This is a genomic window from Streptosporangium sp. NPDC053982 (assembly GCF_055585205.1).
Genome location: NZ_JBVJKQ010000014.1, coordinates 231,451 through 253,839, shown reverse-complemented (window position 1 = coordinate 253,839; position 22,389 = coordinate 231,451). Strand labels below are relative to the sequence as shown.

Genomic DNA, 22,389 nt, shown 5'->3' with positions numbered 1-22,389 from the left:
CGAATATGGCGTAAACCACAGCATCGGCGGTATGAGCCACCGTGTTCGACGGCACATCCAACCACATGTGCGGCGTGAGCGAGACGCCCCCCGCCGGATCACCGTGGCTGGAGTCTCACGGTCACCACGAGACCGCCCCCGTCCCTGGGGACGGCGGTCACGTCGCCTCCGTGAGCCCGCACGACCGCGCGCACGATGGACAACCCGAGCCCGGCTCCCTTGGAGGAGTCGACCCGGTCTGCGTTGAGCCGCCGGAACGGCTCGAACAGGCTGTTCACCTCGTACGCGGGCACGTGCGGCCCCGTGTTGGCCACCTGAACAATCAGGACGCCCTCCACAATTCCCGCCCTGACCCACAAATGGCCGGCGTCGGGGAGGTTGTGTTTGATCGCGTTCTCCACGAGGTTGGAGACGCACCGTTCCAGGAGCACCGGATCGCCTGTCGTTTCGGCCTTCCGGAGTTCGGTGGAGATCGTCACGCCGGCCGCCTCGGCCACCGGGGCGAGCTGCTCGACGGCGGTCCGCGCCACGTCCCTCATGTCCACCGGCTTGCGCACGCTGAGTTCGCGCTCGCTGCGGGCCAGCAGCAACAGGCCCTCGATCAGGCGCTCGTTGCGCGCGTTGACCTCCAGCAGGGTGCGGCCCAGCGCCTTGAGGTCCTCCGACGCCTCCGGATCGCCCAGCGCGATCTCCAGGACGGTCCGGTTGATCGTCAGCGGGGTCCGCAACTCGTGGGAGGCGTTGGCCACGAACCTGCGCTGTGTGTCGAACGCCACATTGAGTCTGGTCAGCATCGCGTCGAAGGTGTCGGCCAGCTCCTTGAGCTCGTCGTCGGGGCCCTTGAGCGCGATCCGCTCGTGGGCCAGCGTGCTGCTCGACAGCCTGCGGGCCGTCGAGGTCATCTGCTGGATCGGGCGCAGCGCCCGGTCTGCGACGACGTAACCGATGACGATCGCCAGGATCCCCACCCCCACCAGGGCCAGGAGCGTACGGCTGAGCAGGGCGTCGCGCGCCTCGTCGATCGCGGCGTGCTTCCACCACAGCCAGTCCTGCTGGAAGCGCTGCTCGTAGGCCAGCGGCGCGTCGGGCAGGCTGACGCCGGGCCAGGCCTCGTTGATGGCCCAGCCGACCATCATGTAGATGACGAAGACCAGCAGCATCCCGGCCAGGAAGAACAGCAGGCCGTAGGTGATGGTGAGCCGCCAGCGGATGCTGATCCGGTCGAAGATCGCCCGCACCCGCTCCAGCGGCCCGCCGTGCGCCTGTGCGGCGCCGCCCGGCGGCGGCCCGTCCCACACCGGCGGGCCCTGCGGCGGCGGAGCCTGCCCGCCCTGCCCGGGACCGGTCGGCCCCGAGCCGGTCCGCCGTGGATCGGTCCGCCCCGGGTCGGTCCGCGGCGAGGTCCGCCCGCCCGGCTCCGGACCGGCCTGCGGCGTCTCCTCGTCGCGCCGCGGCCCCCGCGCGGAGTGGGGACTGATCATCGGGTGGGTGGGTGCGGAGAGGCGCGCGTCGTCCGCCGGGACGCCCGCCGGGCGTTCGGCCCCACCGCCTGCCGGGGCGCTCACAGCCGGTATCCCACCCCGGGCACCGTCTCGATGACCTGAGGCTCACCCAGCTTCTTCCTCAGGGTCATCATGGTGACGCGCACCACGTTGGTGAACGGGTCGATGTTCTCGTCCCATGCCTTGTCCAGCAGGTCCTCCTGGCTGACCACGGCGCCCTCGGCGCGCATCAGCTCCTCCAGGACCGCGAACTCCTTCTTGGTGAGCGAGATCTCCTCGCCGTTCCTGGTCACCAGCCGCTTACCCGGGTCCAGGCGGACACCGGAGCGCTCCAGGACCGGCGGCAGCGCCGGGGCCGAGCGGCGGCCCAGCGCCCGCACCCGGGCGACCAGCTCGATGAACACGAACGGCTTGGCGAGGTAGTCGTCGGCGCCCAAACCCAGCCCCTCGACCTTGTCGTCGACGTCGCCCGAGGCGGTGAGCATCAGGATCCGCGAGGAGGTCCGCTCGGCCACCAGGCGGCGGCAGACCTCGTCCCCGTGGACCTTCGGCAGGTCCCGGTCCAGGACGATGACGTCGTAGTCGATGTAGCCGGTCCGCTCCAGCGCCGCGGCGCCGTCGTAGGCCACGTCCACGGCCATGGCCTCACGCCTCAGCCCCGTAGCGATCGCGTCGGCGAGCACCCGCTCGTCCTCCACCACAAGCACCCGCACGGCTTCCGAACCTCCCCGTGAAATCTGCGAACAGCCGCCGGAACGGCCCCCCATTGTGAGCACTCCCCCCGTAAGCCGGCGGTAAGCCCCCAGTCACGATAACCACCGTGCGTGATGTATCCCACAACGAGGTTTAGCGCGAGGTGAGAGGTGGGTACGGCTGAAGGCCAGTCCCCTCAGACCCAGTCCTTACATCCCCGCCGAGAAAGAAGGTGAGATGGGCGAGTTCACCTCCACGATCGAACACCGCCTCGACCAGGCGTACAAGAACCTCCACGAAGCCGAATCCACGGGCGACCAGTACCTCGCCGACACCTTCACCGCCGAGATCGAGGATCTCCACCGTCTGGCGACGGACAACGGGGTCCACCTCCGGCACTGACGCGGTCCGGCGCTGATCCGGCACCGATGTGGGAGGAGCCCCCGGCCATCCGGCCGGGGGCTCCTCCCGTGTCCGGGCCCGTGAGGGCCCGGACCGCCCGTGACCTCGGGCGCCGTCACCCGCCGTCACCCGCCGTCACCGTGCGGGGCCGGACGCGCGGGCCCGGGCGCGCGGGGCCTTCAGGCGTCGCGCTCGGGGTCCAGCGGCGCCAGCAGGTCGCACAGCTCCTCGAACAGGCCCGGCGCCGCGCAGACCGTGAGCCCGGGGCCGTGCGGCCGGCCGTTCAGACCCCCGATCCTGGCGCCGGCCTCGACCGCGACGAGACCCCCGGCGGAGTAGTCCCACGTCTGCGGGCCGCGCTCGTAGTAGCCGTCCACCCGCCCGGCCGCCACCGAGCACAGGTCCGCCGCGGCCGACCCGCCCCGCCGGATGTCGCGTACGGCGGGCAGCACCCCGGCCAGCACCTCGGCCTGGACCCTGCGCCGCCCCGCGTCGTAGCCGAACCCGGTGGCGATCAGCGCTCGGTTCAGCGGCACGCCGGTGTTGCAGCGCAGCCGCTCCCCCGCCAGCCACGCGCCCTCGCCCCTGGCGGCGGTGAAGACCTCGCCCCGGGGCACGACGTTGACCGCGCCCGCGACGACCTCCCCGTCGACCTCGACGGCGATGCTGACCGCCCAGTCGGGCAGGCCGTACAGGAAGTTGACCGTGCCGTCGATGGGGTCGACGATCCAGCGGACCCGGCCGTCGCCGGTCGAGCCGCCCTCCTCGCCGAGGATCGCGTCGTCGGGCCGGACGGTCCTGATCCTGGTGCGGATCAGCTCCTCCGAAGCCCGGTCCAGCGCGGTCACCACGTCGGTCGGGCTGGACTTGGTGGCCAGCACCTCCGGCCGGGCCGGCCGCTTGGCCACGAGCATCTCCCCGGCCTCCCGGGCGATCTCCTCGGCCAGCTGGGCGAAGGTCACGAAGGTCTCCATGGCCTGCCCCCCTCTCGTTCACTCGCCGTCCGTCCACGACGACCCTCCGCGGCGGGGCCGTCGTCCGTCCTCACGCCAGCGACTCCGGCCGCTTCCACTCCTGGCCCAGCACGTGCTGCGCCAGGAAGGCGAAGACCGTCTCGTACCAGGCGATCACGTTGCCGGGCTTGAGGATCCAGTGGTTCTCGTCGGGGAAGTACAGGAACTTCGACTCGACATGGGAGCGCTGCAGGTCCCACCACAGCCGGAGGCCCTCGGCGATCGGCACCCGGTAGTCCTTGTCGCCGTGGATGACCAGCATCGGCGTGGAGATCTGATCCAGCGACAGGTGCGGGGAGAGCGCGCCGTACAGCTCGCCGCCGAGGGCGCCGAACTCGCGCTGCCAGTACATCGGCGCGTCGGTGGTGCCGGCGAACTGGTCCAGGTGCCACAGCGAGGCGTGGGTGACGATCGCCGCGAACCGGTCGGTGTGCCCGGCGACCCAGTTGGCCATGTAGCCGCCGAACGAGCCGCCCATGGCCGCCGTCCTGGTCTCGTCGACCTCAGGCAGCTCCAGCGCGGCGTCGGTGATCGCCATCAGGTCGGCGTGGGTGCGCGGCCCCCAGTTCGCCCAGCCCCGGCGGATCATCTCGGGGCCGTAGCCGGTGGACAGGCACGGATCGGGCAGCAGTACGGCGTAGCCGCGCTCCGCCATGATCCACGGGTTCCACCGCCAGGACCAGTCGTTCCAGCTTCCCAGCGGACCGCCGTGGATCCACAGCAGGAACGGCGCCGGGTGCTCCGCCGAGGCGCCCTCGGGCAGCACGAGCCAGGCCCGGATCGTCGCGCCGTCGTCGGCGGTCGCGGTGACCTCGGTCAGGGTGCCGGGCACCTCGGGAACGGGCACCGGCGAGGCCAGCTCCTCGACCTCGCCGCCGGGGGTGATCCGCACCGGGCGGGAGGGCGAGTCCACGGCGCTGCGCAGCGCGTAGACCGAGCCGTCGGGCGCGGCGCCGAGCGACAGGTAGGCGCCGTCGTCGGCGGTGAGCCGGACCGGCTCCGAGGAGTCGGCCGGGACACGGAACACGGGGCGGCGGCCCTGATGGTCGGCGGCGACGTACAGCGAGCGGGAGTCGGGCGCCCAGGCGACGTCGGACGGCCACAGGTCGCCGCCGGCGGCGTGCCCCTCGCCGGTGGCGAGGTCGATGATCCACAGGGTGATCTCGGGGATGGTGGCGCCGTCGGCGCGGCGGGCACGGGTGCAGGCGACCTGCCGGCCGTCGGGCGAGACCCGGACCGGGCCGTCGAAGTCGTGGTCCTCCTCCTCGGCGAGGACGCGCGGGGCGTCGTCGCCGGACGTGCCGATCACCACGAGCCGGGAGCGGACCTCGCCGCCGGGCTGCGGCACCTCCCAGGTGGTCACCACCGCCGAGCCGTCCGGCGTCACGTCGTAGGAGGCGTTGCCCAGGGCCTTGCCCGGCTGCGGGGTGAGGTCCCTGACCTCGGTCAGCCGGTCGTCGCCGAGCGTGCCGGCGAACAACCGCGTCTCCCCGGGGCCGAGGTCGTGGTCCCAGTAGCGCACCGGGGCGCTCTCGTGCAGGATCGCACTGATCCCCGCGTCCTTACGGCTCTTGCGCCGCTCGCCCTCGGTGGCCTCGTCGCCGGGCAGCACGTCGGCGGTGAAGACCACCGCCGGCCCGCCGGTGGCGAACCCGGCCACGCCGCCGGGCCGGGAGGCGACCTGCCGGGCCTCGCCGCCGCCCGCGGGCAGCAGCCACAGCGCGGGCGCCTCATCGTCGGGGTCCTTGACGACCGGGTCGGGGCGGCGCGAGCCGAAGAGCAGGTCGCCCCCCGCGGTGAACTCCGCCCCGCTCTCACCCTTGGCGGACCTGGTCAGCCGGTACGGCGCACGGCCGTCGAGGGGGATCTCCCACAGGGACGTCCCGTAGGACTTCCCGTCGGGGTCGAGGGCCTGGACCACGCCGGCGAGGCGGGATCCGTCGGGAGAGAGTCGGAGGGACACCAGCCTGGGCGTGCCGACATAGTCACGCATGTCGCTGAAAGGAGTCACGGTCCGAACCTACTCCCGTCTCCGCCCGGACCGGATACCCCTCGTCCGGTGAGACGTCCCGCCGGACGTCCGGGAAGAGGCCGGAAACGGGGTCCGCCGGACGCCCCGGAGGGGGAGAGCAGCCGGAATGTGACGAAGAAGACGCCCGGAAGGGGGCGGCGAAGGCGTCCGGGAGGACGCCCGGTTCCGAATCCCCTGGTGTGACCATGCAGAAAGACCTCCCGGCATGCGGTTTGATGAGTGCCATGGGGACTTACGACGCACTTCTCGTCGTGTCGTTCGGCGGCCCGGAGAAGCCGGACGACGTGATGCCGTTTCTGGAGAACGTCGTGCGGGGCCGGGGGATCCCGCGCGAGCGGCTGCTGGAGGTCGAGGCGCACTATCAGCGCTTCGGCGGGGCCAGCCCGATCAACCAGCAGTGCCGCGACCTGATCGCCGCCGTCGAGCCGACGCTCGACGTCCCGGTCTACTGGGGCAACCGCAACTGGCACCCCTACCTTGAGGACACGCTCCGGCGGATGGCCGCCGACGGCGTCCGCAGGGCCGCCGCCTTCGTCACCGCGGCCTACAGCTCCTACTCGGCCTGCCGGCAGTACCTCGACGACATCGCGCTGGCCAGGGCCGCGGTCGAGGGCGCGCCCGAGGTCGTCAAGCTGCGCCACTACTTCGACCACCCCGGGTTCATCGCGGCGATGGCCGACCACACCCGCGAGGCCCTGGAGCGGCTCCCCGCCGAGCTGCGCGACTCCGCGCGGCTGGTCTTCACCGCCCACAGCATCCCGCTGTCGATGGCCAGGACCGCGGGGCCGGACGGCGGGGCCTACGAGGCGCAGCTGCGCGAGGCGGCCGCCCTGGTCACCGCCGAGCTGGGCGGGGACCGCCCGTGGGACCTGGTGTGGCAGAGCCGCAGCGGCGCCCCGCACATCCCGTGGCTGGAGCCCGACGTCTGCGACCACCTGCGGGTGCTCGACGCCCCGGCCGCGGTGCTGGTCCCGATCGGGTTCGTCTCCGACCACATGGAGGTCGTCTACGACCTCGACGTGGAGGCGGCCGAGACGGCGAGGGAGATCGGCCTGCCGCTGGTCAGGGCCGCCACCGCCGGCACCCACCCGCGGTTCGTCTCGATGGTGGGCGAGCTGCTGGCCGAGCCGGAGCCCGCCGGGTGCCCGCCCGGCTGCTGCCCGGCGCCGCTCCGCCGCCCCGCCGGGACGGGCGATACGAGGTAGGCGGGGCAGGCGCGGGCCTGCGCGGCGCAGGGCCGCACAGGGCCCTCGCACGGCGGTCACCGGCCGGGGTCTCACGCGGGCGCGGGCGGGTCCGCGGTCAGGGGTAGGTGCGGGCGTAGGCCTGGGCGATCGACATGACCTTGGAGACGTAGGCCCAGGAGTGGTTGTAGAACCAGATGGACTTCTCCAGCTTCTTGCCGCCCTGCCCGGCGCCGTTGGCGCACAGGTAGTTGGCCGCGCCCGGGACCGCGTCGTACGGGCTCCAGATGTCGGCGACCCCGTCGCCGTCGCCGTCCACCCCGTAGGTCTTCCAGGTGGCGGGCATGAACTGCATCGGCCCCTGGGCTCCGGCCGACGAGGGCCCGTTGTTGCGCCCGTGCGAGCTCTCCACCTGGCCGATCGCGGCCAGGACGGTCCAGGACAGGCCGGGGCAGACCGCGGCGGCCCTGCGGTACAGCTCCAGGTAGCTGCCGGGCCGTCCGACCTGCGCGCGCCGGACGGTGGAGGCGCCCCCTCCCGAGACGTTCTCGGTGGAGGCGGTCCCGGTTCCGCCCGTGCCGCCCTTCTCGCCGGTCGCCGGCTTGGCGGTGGGCGGCGCAGCGGCGCGGGCGCGGCCCACGGTGATCACCTGCGTGCCGCCCCCGGCCAGCCTGCGCACCAGGGAGCCCAGCTTGGCCGAGGCGTTCTCCGGGCCGTTCACCAGCAGCACCACGCCGGGCAGGAGGCCGAGGCGGCGGCCGGTCTCGGCGCCCACCAGGCCGTCCACACCGGGCAGGCCGAAGTGGGCCGAGGCCGCGACCCGCAGGAGCGGGCCGCCGTCCACCTGGTAGTTCGCGCCGAGGACCAGGCCGAGCCGGCGCGCCCCGGCATCGTCGGCGACGAGCTCGCCCCGGTCCAGCGCCTCCCACACGGCGGGCTGGGCGGCCACGGCCTTCGGTGCCCAGGCGCGGAAACGGGCGGGGTCGACCGCGAGCAGGTTGAGGCCCGTCCCGGAGACCTTGACCGCGCCGCCGTCGAAGGAGTCGATCTTCTCGACGTTCTTCAGGCGGGAGATGTCGGCCTTGGTCCTTTCGGACAGCGTCGTCTGGGAGACCACGAGCAGGCGGGGCGGGGTGAGGGTGATGCCGGGCCCGCCGGTGGCGGCCGGAGCCGGCCTGGTCTCCGCGGGGCGGCTCCGCTCCTGGCCCTGGCTCTGGCTCTGGCTTCCCGGTCCGCCCTGATCCCGGCCCTGGCCCTGGCTCTGACCCCGGCTCTGGTCCTGCGGCCGGCCCTGGTCCTGGCCCTGGTTCCGGGCCGGTTCCCCCTCCGGCTGGTTCACGGGCTGCGGGACCAGGCTGGTCAGGTCCCTGACCTCGGACTCGGCGACGGGTACGGTGACCGGCTCGGCGGGGCGGGTGGCGAGGAACACCGCGGCTCCGGCGACCGCGAGGGCGACCACGGCGGCGAGCACCGCGACGAACGCCCCCATCCGGGGAACATGCGACACCGCGCTCACATTAGCTCCAAGTCCCCGGAAATGGGGTGCGGTCCGGAAAATGGTTTTCCTCCGGACAGGTCGCTGGGGGATCCTCGGTACGATCGACGCCGGGAGAACGGGGAGGGGGTCCGACGGTGGCCGGGCTGTATCGAGGGCTGTTCGGCATGCCCGGGGCCAAGGGATTCGTCGTGGCGGGCCTCGTCGGGCGGATGCCCATGTCGATGCTCGGCATCGGCGTCGTGCTGCTCATCCAGACGCTCACCGGCTCCTACGCCTTGGCGGGGGCGGTCGCCGCCACCGTCAACCTCTCCTTCGCCGTCGCCGCTCCCCTGACGGGACGCCTGGTGGACAGGTTCGGCCAGGCCAGGGTAATCGTGCCCTTCGTGCTGGCGCACGGCGCCGCGCTGACCGGCCTGATGTTCTGCGCGGGCCCCGCGGTCCCCCGGTGGGCCCTGTTCGCCACCGGCGTCGCGACCGGCGCGACCGGGATGTCGCTCGGCTCGCTGGTGCGGGCCCGCTGGTCGCATCTGCTGGCCGGGACCGACCGGCTGCACGCCGCCTTCTCGTTCGAGTCCGTCGCCGACGAGGTCGTCTTCGTGGCCGGGCCGGCGCTGGTCACCGCCCTGGCCACGATGGTGAACCCGTACGCCGGCCTGGTGGTGGCGCTGGTCTGCACGGTCGTGGGCACGCTCGCCTTCGCCGCGCAGCGCGGCACCGAGCCGCCCATCCGTCCGGCGAGCAGGGGCGCGGGCACCCCGATCACGATCCCCGGGGTCGCCCTGATGTCGGCCGCGTTCTGCGCGATGGGCGCGGTGTTCGGGTCGATCGACCTGATCACGGTCGCGTTCGCCGACGAGCGCGGCGTCAAGCCCGCGGCCGGCCTGCTGCTCGCCGCCGTCGCCGCCGGGAGCATGCTCTCCGGGCTCTGGTACGGCGCGCGGCGGTGGAGGATCACGCTGAACAGCCGGTTCGCCCGGTCCCTGGCGGTGTTCGCGGCGGGGATGATCCCGCTCTCCCTGGTCGGCGACCCGAGGCTCATGGCGGTGGCGCTGTTCGCCGCCGGGACGGCCATCTCCCCGACGATCATCACCGGCTACTCGCTCGTCGAGCGGCTGGTGCCGCCCGCCCTGCTGACCGAGGGCATGGCCTGGCTCTCGACCTCCATCGGGCTCGGCGTGGCGCTCGGCGCCTGGGCGGGCGGGCGGCTCACCGACGCGTTCGGCGCGTCGAACGCGTACGTGTTCCCCCTGGGCTGCGCGCTGCTGGCCGCGGCCATCGGCGCCGCCGGCGCCGCCTGGCTGCGGACCCCTGTCGCCCGGCCAGAATCATGAGTACTGTTCATGTTCACGGTCGGAGAGGTGAGCCGGCGGCCGCGGCGTGACCTCGCCCGCCCGCCGGCGGGCGAGGAGCGAGAAGCATGAGCGAGGCATTCCGCAACTGGGCCGGGAACCAGTCCGCCACGCCCGCGGAGATCCGTACCCCCGCCTCCGCGGAGGAGGTGGCCCGCGCCGTACGGGACGCCGCCGCCGCGGGGCGCCGGGTGCGCATGGTCGGCTCCGGGCACTCCTTCACCGGGGTCGCCCTGACCGACGGGGTTCTGCTGCGGCCGGGCGCGCTGACCGGGATCCGCGAGACAGGCGACGGAGAGGTGACGGCCGCGGCCGGGACGACGCTCGCCGCGTTCAACGAGGAGCTGCACCGCAGGGGCCTGGCCCTGGCCAACATGGGCGACATCACCGCCCAGACCCTGGCCGGGGCCGTGCAGACCGGCACCCACGGCACCGGGCGGCACAGCGGCGGACTCGCCGACCAGGTGACCGCCATGGAGCTGGTGCTCGCCGACGGTGAGATCGTCACCGTGCGCGACGGCGGGCAGGGGAGGATCCGCGACGGGGTGAGTGAGCAGGACCTCTTCGACGCGGCCCGGGTGGGGCTGGGCGCGCTCGGCGTGGTGACCGCGCTCACCTTCCGGGTGGAGCCGTCGTTCCTGCTGCGCGGCGACCGGCGGCCCATGGCGCTCGGCGACGCCCTCGGCTCGCTCGACGAGCTGGCCGCCGGCAACGACCATCTGGACTTCTACTGGCTGCCGCACACCGACGCCTGCCTGGTCAAGCGCAACAACCGCGATCCGGGCCCGGCCGACCCGCCGGGCGGGTTCCGGCGCTGGCTGGACGAGAGGTTCCTGGAGAACACCGCCTTCGGCGCGCTGTGCGCGCTCGGCGCCCGCCTCCCCGGCCTGATCCCCCGGCTCAACGCGGTCTCCGCCGCGGCGCTGACCGCCTCCACCCGCACCGACGCCTCCTACCGGATCTTCGCGACCGTGCGGGAGGTGCGGTTCCTGGAGATGGAGTACGCGATCCCGCGCGAGCACCTCGGCCGGGCGCTGCGCGAGACGCGCGACCTCATCGAGCGGCGGGGCTGGCGGATCACCTTCCCGATCGAGGTCCGGGTCACCCCGCCCTCCGGCGCGTGGCTGTCCACCGCGTACGGCAGGCCGTCGGCGTACATCGCCTGCCACGTCTACCGGGCGACGCCCAACCCGGCCTACTTCGAGGAGGTCGAGGAGATCATGACCGGGCTCGGCGGCCGCCCGCACTGGGGCAAGCTGCACACCCGGGACGCGACCTACCTGTCCGCGGCCTACCCGCGGTTCGCCGACTTCCGGGCGCTGCGGGACGCCCTCGACCCCGGCCGGGTGTTCACCAACGACTACCTGGACACCGTCCTGGGCTGAACCGTCACTCGCCCGCCGGGCCGACCCGCACGTCCTCGCCGTCCTGGGCGTCCCCCTGGGCGGGGGCGTCCGTCTCGGCGGGGGCCGGCGAACCGGTCGGGTTCCCGGTGGGCTCCGGGGACGGCTCGACCTGGGTGGGGCTCGTCGTCGGAGCCCGGCTCGGCGTCACCGGGGTGGTCGGCTTCGACGTCGCGCCGGACCCGGGCTCCTCGGTCCGGGCCGGCTCCCCGGTGCCGGTCGGCTCCGGGGTGGCCTGCGGGGCCGTCGCCGGGGCCGAATCGGACGGCCTGGGCGTCCGCTCCCGCACCGGGGGTGCCTCCTCTCGCCGCACCACGGGCCCGGGGTTGAGGCTCGTGCCCGAACTCCGCTCGCCCTTGACGGTGCTCGCCACGGGCTGGCCGGTGACCTTCTCGAAGCCCAGGATCGCGCCCATGCCCACGGCGAACGTGATCACCGCCGTCGCGGCGAGCACCCAGATCCTGGCCCGGCCGCGGTCACCGGACGGACCACCGCCCCCGGAGAGGCCGGAGACGGCGGGCAGGACGGCCGTGCTCCCGGGAGGCACGGCCGTGCCGGCGGCGGCCGTGGCCGCCGCCGCGGCCGGCACGGCGGCGGGCAGTTCGACGGTGATCCCTGACGGCCCCGCCGTGGCGGACGCGGGGATCCCCGCCGTCGCGGGGCCGGTCGCGGGGATCACCATCGTCGCCGGATCGGTCGCGGGGATCTCCGCCGTGGCGGGATCGATGTCCACCACGACGAGGTCTTCCAGCTCGTCGCCGTCGCCGTACGGCTCCGCGAGGGCCCCGCCGTACGGTCCCCCGAGGGTCTCGCCGTACGGTGCGACGGGGCTTCCGCCGGACGGCCGCACGGGAGCCTCGCGCACGGTGGCCAGCGCCGCCGTCGCCAGCTCCCCGTTGTCCTCGACCTTCTTCGGCGGGTCGTCGCCGGCCTCCTGCCGGGACAGGAACGGCAGGTGGGTGCCGGTGCGCTTCAGGTAATGGGTGTATACGGCGCCGCCGACCGTGCTGCCCACGCTCATCACGGCCGCGCCGATGACCGTGCCCGCGACCCCGAGATACGAGGCGGCCACCGCCGCCGTCATCGTGGCCAGGGCTCCCCCGACGATCTGCGGCAGGCTCAGATCGAACCTCTGTTCGCCGCCCATTCCCCGAATCAGTCCCTTCTCACGAGCTTTCGGTAAAGGGGTGCGTAAAGGCTCCCCCGAAGAATGACGCATCCGCGTGTCCTGTTGTTCCTGTGACCTGTGCGACAGGCAGATTCGCAGACGCCCCGCGCCGCTCGACCCCGAGGGAGTCCGCCGGAGATGACATTCTCCCGCCTACCAGGCCCGCCGTCGCTTCACGCCACACCGGGCGCCGTGATCGCCACCTCCGGTGACGGCCGGGCCGGTCCGGCCCGCCCCCCGGACGCCCCTCGCCGGCGCGCCCGGCCGGGGGCGGCCGGAACGGTTCCGGCCCGCCCTTCCGGCACTTGCCCCAAGTCCCCGGCGGCGCCTCCGTTCATCGGAGAGAATCCGTTGGGAGACTTCAAACCCGCTGCTCCATCCCGGTGGCCTGTAAGTTGATGAATGGAGCAAATGTGACCGGCGTCACATCGCTGCGACCCCCATCCAGGAAGGCGATGTTCGGACATGCCGGGTACGGTGCTGGCAGGCAACCGGCACACGCGAGAGACTCAAGGGTCCGGGGGAAGATTGAGCACGACGACGAAGGGACTCGCATGCAGGAGCTCCGACTCGTCGCGGTGAGTGAGGACGGAACCTACCTCGTGCTGGCCACGGCCGGCCGGGGCACCCGGTTCACGCTGCCCGTCGACGACCGGCTCCGCGCTGCCGTCCGCGGCAACTTCTCCCGTCTCGGCCAGTACGAGATCGAAGTGGAGAGTCCGTTGCGCCCCAAGGAGATCCAGGCCCGGATCCGCGCCGGCGAGACCGCGGAGGAGATCGCCGCCACGGCGGGCATCCCGGTCGAGCGGGTGCGGTGGTTCGAGGGCCCCGTGCTCCAGGAACGTGAGTACATGGCTCAGCAGGCGCAACGCTGCGCCGTGCGATTGCCGGGCGACTCCGCTCCCGGTCCCACCCTCGGCGACCTGGTCGCCGAACGGCTGACCCGTCGCGGCGTGCCCGCCGACGAGATCGACTGGGACTCGGCCAAGAGGGACGACAACCTGTGGCGGATCAAGCTCGGTTTCGTATGGAACGGCCACACCCGCCGGGCTGAGTGGATCTTCGATCCGCGCAGGCGGCACATCACCCCGCACGACGACGAGGCCATGCGCCTGTCGTCGGGCGACTACACCGAACCGGCCGAGGACGCGACGGTCACCCCGTTCGTGCCCCGCGTGGTGGCGAAGCTCTCGCCGGTGCCGCCGCTGACGTCCGAGCCGCTGAACCAGCCGCCGGTGTCGTTCCCCTCCGTCGTGCGGGACGACGCGCCGGAGCCGAACGCGGCCGAGCCGCCGGCCGCGCGCGCCGAGCCGGTGCCGTACGAGCAGCCGCCGATGCCGCCGATCCCGGCCGGGTTCGACCCGCCCAGGCCGACGGTGCCGCCGCTGCGCGCCCCGGACGTCTACGAGCCGATCAGAGCGCCCGAACCCGGCTCGGTCACCCCCGTGACCCGGGTACGGCCCGCCGAACCGCCGGAGCTCCCCGGACCCGCGGAGCTCCCGGAACTCCCGGAACCCCCGAAGGCCGCGGAGCACACGGAGGTCGTGGAGCCCGCGAAGCCGGCGGACGCCACGGGTCCCGCCGGTGCGCCCGCGGAACCCTCGGCGTCCCCGGAGGCCGCGGAGCTCGGGAGGCCCACGGCCGCCGGACCCGTCGCGGAGGCCGCGGAGCTCGCGGAGCCCGGGGAGCCCGCGACCGGTGAACCGGCCGCGACGGAGGAGCCGAAGACCGGTGCGGCGCCGGAGCCCGGCCCGGGAGCCGGAGCCCACGGGCCCGAGACCGCTCCCACCGGACCCGCCCCGGCGGCGAAGGAGGAGCCGGAGCCGGTCGCCGACGCCCCGATAGCCGTGCCCGCGGCGCGCATCAGCCTCGACACGGGCGCGCAGGCCGAACCGGTGAAGGAGGAGCCGCGGACGGCCGCGGCGGCGAAGGAGCCGCCGGCCGAGAAGCCCGCGGATCCGCCCGCCCAGCAGGCTCCGGCCGCGCCGCCGGCTCCGGCCGTTCCGCCCGTTCAGCCCAAGCCCGCGCCCGCGCGGCCGGCGAAGAAGGCCAGGGGGCGCCGCGCGTCGGTGCCGACCTGGGACGAGATCATGTTCGGCGCCCGGCGCCAGGACTGACCGCGACACGGGACGAGGCGGGGGCGACCGGTCCGGTCGCCCCCGCCTCGCCGTACCGGGTCAGGCGGGTGGTCCGTCCTCGACGAACGGGGCGAGCCAGGCCGGTGTGACCTCGGCGGCGAAGGTCACCCCCTGGGCCTCGCCGACGTCGATCGCCGCGTAGCCTCCGCTGCCCGCCCCCACCCCGGCGACCACGGTCAGCACGCCGGCACGCCGCTGGAACCACGTCTGGCGCAGCGTCCAGCCGACCACGGCGCGTTCCTCGATCACCACCTGCGAACGGCGCAGGGAACCCGAGCGGACCGACAGCCGCCCACCCTCGTGGGTGTGGCCCAGGGAGCGGTAGCGGTCGAGACCGAGGGGCACGCCCAGGACCGCGAGGACGAGGGCCGCGGCCACCGCCCACCACAGCGGCGGCCAGGACCGGGCGGCGGCCGCGGCGCAGGCGGCGGTCACCAGCCAGGGGAAGACCGCCCGGAACAGGCGGCGGCGGCGCGCGACCGGCGGATGAGGCCGCAACCCCGTCAGGATCGGCCCGACCGCCTCGCGCACCACGTCCAGCGCGGCGCGGCGCGGGATCACGGACAGCAGCTGCCCCCGGGTCCCGGAGTCGCCCAGCCCGGTCACGATCGCCCAGGCGCGGGCGACCCCGGCCCAGCGTTCGGCCAGACCCTCGACCAGTTCGAATCCGCGCACCCTGCGCCGCTCCAGGGACACGCTCCTGCGGGTCAGCAGGCCGCGCTCGGCGACGAGGTAACCGTCCCTGGCGCGCAGGGTGAAGTCCCAGTTGAACACGGCGTACATGGCGGCGCCGAGCACCGGCATGGCGAGCACCAGCACCGCCAGCGCGCCGCCGAGGAGGAGGGGGTGGCCCCACAGCCACTCTCCGGCGCCGACCACGACCCTGCCGTCGATCCTCAGCTCCGAGCCCCACTGGAACGCCAGGCCGACCGCGCCCGCCACGAACGCGAACGGGGTCAGCAGGTAGGAGCCGGAGAGGGGACCGTAGGCCAGCCATCTGCGAGGCACCACGAACAGCACCCGCTCAGGGGACGCCTCCCCCGTCCGGCGAGGGACCGGGGAGGCGGTCGCGGCCGGTGACGGCCCGGCGGGCGCCGGAGAGTCGGGGAGGGCCCCGGCGGGGACGGTGACCGCCGCTCCCGGGGGACCGTCGCCGTGGGCGGCGACGGTCCCCCGGGCCTCGGCTCGGCGCGCCGCCCGCGCGCGCGCGTGCCAGAGCAGGGCGGCCTTGAGGCGCTCGGCCTCGGCGAGCGTCACCCCGTCGAGTTCGCCCTCCTGCTTGGCGCCGCCGGCGCCCGTGTCGATCCTCAGTACGGCGAGCCCGAGCAGGCGGTGCAGCGGCGGGCTGCTGACGTCGACGCCGCGGATGCGCTCCAGCGGGATGGTCCGCACCGACCTGCCGATCAGGGCGCGGGTCAGCTCCAGCCTGTCCCCGATGACCTGATAGGTGAAGGTGGCCCAGCGGACGGCGGCGTACAGGACCGACCCGACGAGGCCGAAGGCCGCCCAGCCGAACGAGCCGGACGAGAACCCGCCGAGGAAAAGGACGCCGGTCAGCGGCAGGAGCAGCGAGGGCAGGGTTCTGATCGGCTCGGTCAGCAGCACCCGGGGGCTGAGCCTCAGGGACGGCCTGACCGGCGGCGAACCGGCCGGCGGCGGGCCGTACGCGTGGGGTCCGGGCGCGGTCCGCGGGCCGGGGCCTTCCGCGGCGGACCCGGCGTGCGGGTCGGGGCCTTCCGCGGCGGACCCGGCGTGCGGGTCGGCGGACGGACCGGCGTCCGGGCCGGTGCGCGGGTCACCGTGCCGGTCGGCCGGGCCGGGGAGACCGGTCACGTGGCGTCGTCCCTCAGTTCCTCGGCCCGCTGAGCGAGTCTCTCGGCCAGCGCGGCCGCGACGCCGTAGTCGAGGCCCTTGATCGTGGACGATCCCGCGTGCGAGGCGGTGCGGATGTCCACCGTCGCCAGGCCGAGCAGCCGCTCCAGCATGCCCTGCTTCTTGTCGACCGTCTGTATGCGGCTGACCGGGACGAACGTCCACTGCCGGTCGATCCACCCGGAGCGGGCGTAGACCACGTCGCCGCTGAGCTCCCACCGGTGCACGGCGTAGCGCCAGAACGGCTCGGCGAGCGCGGCGGGCACGACGAGCACCGCCGTCAGCACGGGCAGCCATCCGGCGCCGTCGGACAGCCACTCCGGCAGCCAGCCCCACCGGCCGCCGCCGATCCACCCGGACAGGAGGAAGGCTCCGCCGACCAGGAGCACCGACCAGAAGAGCCCGTCCAGCAGCCACATCACGACGGCCTTGCGGGAGACCGGGTTGGCCGGGGGACGCAGCGGCACCCGCCCGGGAAGGCGCCCGGCGCCCCCGCCCTGCTCGGTTCGGTCGCTCACAGCGTCCAGCCTAAGGGGTCGCGTCAGGTCCGTCGGATCTTCGTGTCAGCGATATGTCAGCGGCTCCCCGCCCCGGCCCGCCCGATGTCAGGAGGCCGTCAGCGGCCCCGGGCACCCTGGTTCCCGTCGCGGCTCCGGGGCCGTGACGACGACAGGAAGGCGCAGATCGTGCGATACGCCATCCAGGCAGAGGGCCTGGTGAAACGCTACGGGGAGACCCGCGCGCTCGACGGGGTGGACCTCGCCGTCCCCCAGGGGCGGCTGCTCGGCGTGCTGGGACCGAACGGCGCCGGCAAGACCACCGCCGTGCGGATCCTGGCGACGCTCCTCCGTCCCGACGGGGGGAGCGCCTCGGTCGGCGGGTTCGACGTGGTGGACCGCGCCCACGAGGTGCGGTCGATGATCGGCCTGACGGGGCAGTACGCCGCGGTCGACGAGATGCTCACCGGCGTGGAGAACCTCGTGATGATCGGCCGCCTCCTCGGCCTGCGGAAGGCCGAGGCCCGGCGGCGGGCCGGCGAGCTGCTCGAGCGGTTCGCCCTCGCGGACGCCGGGGGACGCGCGGCCAAGACGTACTCGGGCGGCATGCGCCGCCGCCTGGACCTGGCGGCCAGCCTGGTCGGACGGCCCCAGGTGCTGTTCCTCGACGAGCCCACCACCGGTCTCGACCCGCGCAGCCGTACTGAGCTGTGGGACGTCGTGCGGGGCCTGATGGCGGACGGGGTGACGGTGCTGCTCACCACCCAGTACCTGGAGGAGGCCGACCAGCTCGCCGACGACATCGTGGTGTTCGACCACGGCAGGGTGATCGCCTCCGGCACCCCCGACGAGCTGAAGGCCACCACGGGGGCGCAGGTCCTGGAGGTCCGGCCGCTCCGCGCCGACCACCTGTCGCTGGTCTCCCAGGTGGTCGGGGACGTCACCGGCGAGTCCCCCGCGCCGGCCGGCGGCAGGGTCGTGGTCTCCGTGCACGACCCCGCGGCCGTGCCCGCCGTCGTGCGGCGGCTCGACGACCTCGGCGTCGTCGCGGCCGAGCTGACACTGCGCCGGTCGAGCCTCGACGAGGTGTTCCTGGCCCTCACCGGCCATCCGGCCGAGGAGAGCGCCGGGACCGAGGCCGGAACCGCCGGATCCGAGAAGGAAGGGGCCATCGCGTGACGACGGCGACCATGACCGCCACCGGGCCGACCCCTGCGAGGCGGGTCGGCCCGGTGGCCGCGCTGACCCAGACGGCGACGCTGGCCTGGCGCAGCCTGGTCCAGATCAAGCACAACCCGTGGGAACTGCTCGACCTGGGCATCCAACCCATCATGTTGCTGCTGCTGTTCACCTACGTGTTCGGCGGGGCGATCTCGGGATCGACGGGGGACTACCTGCAGTTCGCCCTGCCGGGGCTGCTCGTGCAGAACGCCCTGTTCTACACGCTGTCCACGGCGGTCGGCCTGAACACCGACATCACCAAGGGGGTCTTCGACCGGCTGCGCAGCCTGCCGATCTCCCGTACGGCGCCGCTGTCCGGGCGGGTCGCCGCCGACGCCCTCAAGCAGGTGTGGGCGTTCGCGCTGCTCGTCGGTTTCGGCATGATCCTGGGGTTCCGGGTGCAGACCAGCGTGCTCGGCGTGCTGGGCGCGCTGGCGCTGCTGGTGGCGGTCGTGCTGGCCATGTCGTGGATGTCGGTACTGATCGGGCTCAAAGCGTCCAATCCGGAGAAGGTGCAGATGTTCGGCTTCTCCGTCATGATGCCGTTGACGTTCACCAGCAGCGCGCTGGTCGATCCGCGCACCTTTCCCGGCTGGCTGCGGACCTGGGCCGATCTGAATCCCGTCACCCATCTGGCCGACGCCATCCGCGGCCTGCTGATCGGCGGTGAGGTGGCCGCGTCCGCACTCGTCGCGCTGGCCTGGTCGGCCGGGTTCGTCGTGGTGTTCGCCCCGCTGGCGGTCCGCGCCTTCCGGGGCCGGGCCTGATCCCCTGCGAAGGCGGGACGGGCGGCGGGGCCGGGGCCGCTCCCGGACGGCGGGTTCCCGGACGGGTTCCCGAGCGGGTTCCCGGACGGCGGGCTCCCGGACGGGTTCCTATGCGGATTCCCGGACGGCGGGCTCCCGGACGGGTTCCCGCGCGGGTTCCCGGACGGTTCCCGCGCGGCGGATCCCCGGGAGAGCATGAGTGACAGACGAGGAACGGAGTGATCGCGTGCTGGTGGTTCACGGTGGCTGGTACGGCGGGCGGCTGGCGCTGTGGGGGGAGGACGTCTCCCGGGGCCACTCCCCCGCTTCCCGGGGCCGCGCCGCGTCCTCCGGGGCCGCGCCCAGGCGGCATCCGTTCGCCGCGTCCGCCGCCGCTCTGGCCGCCGCGCTCGGCGCCGGGGGCTCCGAAGCGGCCGGGGAGGCCGGAGGGATCCCGGGGAGCGAGAAGGCCGGGACCTCTGGAGCGGCGCGGGCCGAGGCGGCCGAGACGACGGTCCGGCTGCCGGGGTCGGCCTCCCGGCCGCTGCCCTCTCCCGAGTCCGGGCTGACGGGCTCGGCGCGCGGCCCCCGGATCTCCACGTGGCTCGTGCCGGTGCTGCTGCTCCGCCCGGACGCCGCGCTCGCCCTGCTCGAAGCCCTCCCCCAGCCGGGCGAGGAGGGCTCCGCGACCGCCCCCGGCCCTCAGGGGTCCCCCGGGAACGAGTGGGGTCCCCCCGGGGACGGGCGGGGTCCCGCCGGGGACGAAGACGGAACATCCGCGCCCCGGGACGGGACGCCCGGACACGGGCGGGGGACGTCCGGGGACGCCGAGGAGCCGCCCTGGGAACCGGGTCTGTCGCTGCGCTACCTCGCCGTGGTCGCCGAGCACGCCCGGAGCCTGGTACGGCGCGGCCGGATCCTGCCGAGACTGGTCGAGGAGGACGGCGGTCACGCGGCCCGCTGGCGTCCGGTGCTCATCGGCGCCGACGCCGCCGCGTTCCGCGGCCTCGCCGCCGCCATGCCGCCGGTCTGCCGGGCGCTGCCCGGGGAACGGCCGTCGGCGGAGGCGCTGCGGGAGGCGCTGGAGGGCCTGGTGGACGCCGCGGCCCGGACGGCGCTGCCCGAGCGGCTGATCGTCGGCAACCGGCCGGGACGCAGAACGGCGCTGGCCGACCGCTGGCTGCACGCGCTGACGGCGCCGGACGCCTCGCTGCCCGACGCGCGGCCCGCCGAGGCGGCGGCGCTCGGCGACGCCCTGCGTGACTGGTCGGCGGCGGCACACGAACTGGACGGGCCGGTCCGGGCCTGGTTCAGGCTGGTCGAGCCGACCGGTGAGGACGACCCGTGGAAGGTGGAGCTCGGCCTCGCCCCGGCGGTGACCGCGGGGACCGGCCGGGCGGGCGACGCGGGCCGTACGGCCGGGGCCGATCGCGCGGGTCACGCGGGTCACGCGGGTCACGCGGGCGGTGAGGGCGCGGACGATCCGGGTGCCGGTGGCGCGGACGAGCCGGATCACCTGTCCGCCGCCCGGATCCGGGCGGGGGAACGGGCGTCCTGGCTGCCCGAGCGGCCCTGGGAGGTCCTGCGGGCCGAGCTGGCCAGGGCGGTGCGCCTCCACCCCGACCTGCACGGCGTGCTGCGCGAGGCCGAACCGGCCGTCATGGAGATCGACACGGCGCGGGCGTTCTCCTTCCTGCGCGGTGGCGCGCCCGCCCTGGCGGCGGCCGGGTACGTCGTGCGGCTGCCGGAGTGGGCCGGCCGGCAGGGCCTCGGCCTGAAGCTGACCGTGCGCGCCATGGAGGGCGGGAAGGAGACCGGGCTGGGCGACAAGGTGGGTTTCCGGCTGGAGGCGGCCGTCGGCGGTCACACGATCGGCGAGGAGGAGCTGTCGCGGCTGGCCGGGCTGAGGGTACCGCTGGCCCGGGTCGGGGGCAGGTGGGTGGAGCTGGACGACCGGCAGCTCAAGGCGGCGCTCGAGGTCGTCGGACGGCGGGGCGGGGGGGAGACGACCCTCGGCGAGGTGATCCGCGAGATCGCCGCCGGCGGTGAGGGTGACCTGCCGCTGGTGGCGGTCGACGCCGACGGCCCGCTCGGCGACCTGCTGTCGGGCGAGGCCGACCGCCGGCTCACCCCCGTCGCCACCCCGGGCGCGCTGCGCGGGACGCTCCGCCCCTACCAGGAGCGCGGCCTGTCGTGGCTGAGCTTCCTGTCCGGGGTCGGCCTGGGCGGCGTCCTGGCCGACGACATGGGGCTCGGCAAGACGGTGTCGGCCCTGTCCCTCCTGCTGTCCGAGCGTGAGCGGGCGGCCGGCGGCGCAGAAGGAGCGTCGGGGGCGTCGGCCCGGAGCACCGAGGAGACGGCCGGGCAGGCCGTCGGGGGCGCGGAGCGGGCGCCGGGGCCGACGCTGCTCGTCTGCCCGATGTCGCTGATCGGCAACTGGCGGAAGGAGGCGGCCAGGTTCGCCCCGTCGTTGCGGGTGTACGTCCACCACGGCGGTTCCCGCAGGCGGGACGACGAGCTGCCCGCCGCCGTACGGGACGCCGATCTCGTCATCACCACCTACGGCACGGCCCTGCGCGACCTGGGGGCGCTGGCCGCGCTGAGGTGGGAGCGGGTCATCTGCGACGAGGCGCAGGCGATCAAGAACAGCGCGGCGCGGCAGTCGCGGGCGGTGCGGGCCATCCCGGCGCGCACCCGGCTGGCGCTGACCGGTACCCCCGTGGAGAACCGCCTCTCGGAACTGTGGTCGATCATGGAGTTCTGCAACCCCGGCCTCCTCGGCCCTGCCCGGCGCTTCCGCCAGCGCTACCAGGAGCCGATCGAGACCCGGGGCGACGAGGACGCGGTGGCGGCCCTGCGGCGGGCCACCGGGCCGTTCGTGCTGCGGCGGCTCAAGACCGACCGGTCGATCATCACGGACCTGCCGGAGAAGCAGGAGATGAAGGTCTGGTGCACCCTCACCCCCGAGCAGGCGGAGCTGTACAAGGCCGTGGTGAACGACATGATGGGCCGGATCGGCGGTTCGGCGGGCATCGAGCGGCGCGGCAACGTGCTGGCCGCGATGACGAAGCTCAAGCAGATCTGCAACCACCCCGCCCACCTGCTGAGGGACGGCTCGCGCCTGGCCGGGCGGTCGGGGAAGCTGGCCCGGCTGGAGGAGCTGGCCGGGGAGGTCCTCGCCGAGGGGGACAGCGCGCTGATCTTCACCCAGTACACCGAGTTCGGCGCCCTGCTGCGCCCCTACCTGGCCGCCCGCCTGGACCGGCCGGTGCTGTGGCTGCACGGCGGGCTGTCCAGGACCCGGCGGGAGGAGCTGGTGGAGCGTTTCCAGCGCGGCGACGAGCCGACGCTGTTCCTGCTGTCGCTCAAGGCCGCGGGGACCGGCCTGAACCTCACCGCCGCCAACCACGTGATCCACGTGGACCGGTGGTGGAACCCCGCGGTGGAGGACCAGGCGACCGACCGGGCCTTCCGGATCGGCCAGAAGAGGAACGTGCAGGTGCGGAAGTTCATCTGCGTGGACACCCTTGAGGAGCGGATCGACGAGATGATCGAGCGCAAGAGGTCGCTCGCCGAGAGCGTGGTGGGCGCCGGTGAGGACTGGATCTCCGAGCTGTCCACCGACCAGCTGCGTGAGCTGTTCCGTCTCGGCCCCGGGGCGGTGAGCTGAC

Annotated in this window: 16 protein-coding genes; 8 read left to right on the top strand and 8 right to left on the bottom strand. The window is 74.3% G+C overall.

The window, feature by feature from the left end; translation table 11 throughout:
- Window positions 1-98: 98 nt before the first annotated feature.
- Both ACZ6W9_RS26375 and ACZ6W9_RS26370 read right to left on the bottom strand, forming a co-directional pair.
- Window positions 99-1,565, bottom strand: coding sequence for a sensor histidine kinase (locus ACZ6W9_RS26375; protein ID WP_470120168.1), 1,467 nt, complete (start codon window positions 1,563-1,565; stop codon window positions 99-101).
- Complete coding sequence (locus ACZ6W9_RS26370; protein WP_179826978.1) at window positions 1,562-2,215, bottom strand: response regulator transcription factor; 654 nt, start codon at window positions 2,213-2,215, stop codon at window positions 1,562-1,564. The genes ACZ6W9_RS26375 and ACZ6W9_RS26370 overlap by 4 nt, the downstream gene beginning before the upstream one ends.
- Window positions 2,216-2,432: 217 nt before the next feature.
- Between ACZ6W9_RS26370 and fliE the strand changes: the two genes are divergently transcribed.
- Window positions 2,433-2,597, top strand: coding sequence for a flagellar hook-basal body complex protein FliE (gene fliE, locus ACZ6W9_RS26365; RefSeq protein ID WP_389960398.1), 165 nt, complete (start codon window positions 2,433-2,435; stop codon window positions 2,595-2,597).
- A gap of 179 nt (window positions 2,598-2,776) precedes the next feature.
- Here fliE and ACZ6W9_RS26360 read toward each other — a convergent pair whose 3' ends face one another.
- Both ACZ6W9_RS26360 and ACZ6W9_RS26355 read right to left on the bottom strand, forming a co-directional pair.
- Window positions 2,777-3,571 carry an inositol monophosphatase family protein gene (locus tag ACZ6W9_RS26360; RefSeq protein WP_470120165.1) on the bottom strand — a complete coding sequence of 265 codons (795 nt, stop codon included), beginning with the start codon at window positions 3,569-3,571 and terminating at the stop codon, window positions 2,777-2,779.
- 70 nt (window positions 3,572-3,641) lie between these two features.
- Complete coding sequence (locus ACZ6W9_RS26355) at window positions 3,642-5,603, bottom strand: S9 family peptidase (protein WP_470120163.1); 1,962 nt, start codon at window positions 5,601-5,603, stop codon at window positions 3,642-3,644.
- A 263-nt stretch (window positions 5,604-5,866) separates the two neighbouring features.
- Between ACZ6W9_RS26355 and ACZ6W9_RS26350 the strand changes: the two genes are divergently transcribed.
- Window positions 5,867-6,847: a ferrochelatase gene (locus tag ACZ6W9_RS26350; protein WP_470120161.1), complete on the top strand. Its 981-nt coding sequence runs from the start codon at window positions 5,867-5,869 to the stop codon at window positions 6,845-6,847.
- Window positions 6,848-6,944: 97 nt separating this feature from the next.
- On the opposite strand, the gene ACZ6W9_RS26345 is transcribed toward ACZ6W9_RS26350, so the two are convergent.
- Complete coding sequence (locus ACZ6W9_RS26345) at window positions 6,945-8,333, bottom strand: lytic transglycosylase domain-containing protein (protein ID WP_389960392.1); 1,389 nt, start codon at window positions 8,331-8,333, stop codon at window positions 6,945-6,947.
- Between the two features lie 125 nt (window positions 8,334-8,458).
- Between ACZ6W9_RS26345 and ACZ6W9_RS26340 the strand changes: the two genes are divergently transcribed.
- Together ACZ6W9_RS26340 and ACZ6W9_RS26335 are read left to right on the top strand one after the other, a co-directional pair.
- Window positions 8,459-9,655, top strand: a complete 1,197-nt coding sequence (locus ACZ6W9_RS26340) for an MFS transporter (RefSeq protein ID WP_389960390.1) — start codon at window positions 8,459-8,461, stop codon at window positions 9,653-9,655.
- Between the two features lie 86 nt (window positions 9,656-9,741).
- A complete protein-coding gene (locus ACZ6W9_RS26335) occupies window positions 9,742-11,058 on the top strand; it encodes a D-arabinono-1,4-lactone oxidase (protein ID WP_470120159.1) in 1,317 nt (438 codons plus the stop codon).
- 4 nt (window positions 11,059-11,062) lie between these two features.
- Here ACZ6W9_RS26335 and ACZ6W9_RS26330 read toward each other — a convergent pair whose 3' ends face one another.
- Window positions 11,063-12,223: a hypothetical protein gene (locus ACZ6W9_RS26330; protein WP_470120157.1), complete on the bottom strand. Its 1,161-nt coding sequence runs from the start codon at window positions 12,221-12,223 to the stop codon at window positions 11,063-11,065.
- A gap of 575 nt (window positions 12,224-12,798) precedes the next feature.
- On the opposite strand from ACZ6W9_RS26330, the gene sepH reads away from it, so the two are divergent.
- The gene (sepH, locus tag ACZ6W9_RS26325) at window positions 12,799-14,361 is read left to right on the top strand and encodes a septation protein SepH (RefSeq protein ID WP_470120156.1); all 1,563 of its coding nucleotides are present in this window, start codon (window positions 12,799-12,801) and stop codon (window positions 14,359-14,361) included.
- Between the two features lie 60 nt (window positions 14,362-14,421).
- Here the strand turns inward: sepH and ACZ6W9_RS26320 are convergent, their stop codons facing one another.
- Both ACZ6W9_RS26320 and ACZ6W9_RS26315 read right to left on the bottom strand, forming a co-directional pair.
- On the bottom strand, window positions 14,422-16,215 hold the full coding sequence (locus tag ACZ6W9_RS26320) for a PH domain-containing protein (RefSeq protein WP_470120154.1): 1,794 nt from the start codon (window positions 16,213-16,215) through the stop codon (window positions 14,422-14,424).
- Window positions 16,212-16,772: a PH domain-containing protein gene (locus tag ACZ6W9_RS26315; protein ID WP_389960380.1), complete on the bottom strand. Its 561-nt coding sequence runs from the start codon at window positions 16,770-16,772 to the stop codon at window positions 16,212-16,214. The genes ACZ6W9_RS26320 and ACZ6W9_RS26315 overlap by 4 nt, the downstream gene beginning before the upstream one ends.
- Window positions 16,773-16,940: 168 nt before the next feature.
- Here ACZ6W9_RS26315 and ACZ6W9_RS26310 point away from each other — a divergent pair, with 168 nt between their 5' ends.
- The 3 genes from ACZ6W9_RS26310 to ACZ6W9_RS26300 all read left to right on the top strand — a co-directional run bounded on the left by ACZ6W9_RS26310 (window position 16,941) and on the right by ACZ6W9_RS26300 (window position 22,388).
- Complete coding sequence (locus tag ACZ6W9_RS26310) at window positions 16,941-17,930, top strand: ATP-binding cassette domain-containing protein (RefSeq protein WP_389960378.1); 990 nt, start codon at window positions 16,941-16,943, stop codon at window positions 17,928-17,930.
- Entirely contained in the window at window positions 17,927-18,739 is an 813-nt protein-coding gene (locus tag ACZ6W9_RS26305) for an ABC transporter permease (protein WP_389960376.1), read from the top strand. The genes ACZ6W9_RS26310 and ACZ6W9_RS26305 overlap by 4 nt, the downstream gene beginning before the upstream one ends.
- Before the next feature lie 226 nt (window positions 18,740-18,965).
- A complete protein-coding gene (locus ACZ6W9_RS26300) occupies window positions 18,966-22,388 on the top strand; it encodes an SNF2-related protein (protein WP_389960374.1) in 3,423 nt (1,140 codons plus the stop codon).
- The last annotated feature ends 1 nt before the right edge of the window (window position 22,389 follow it).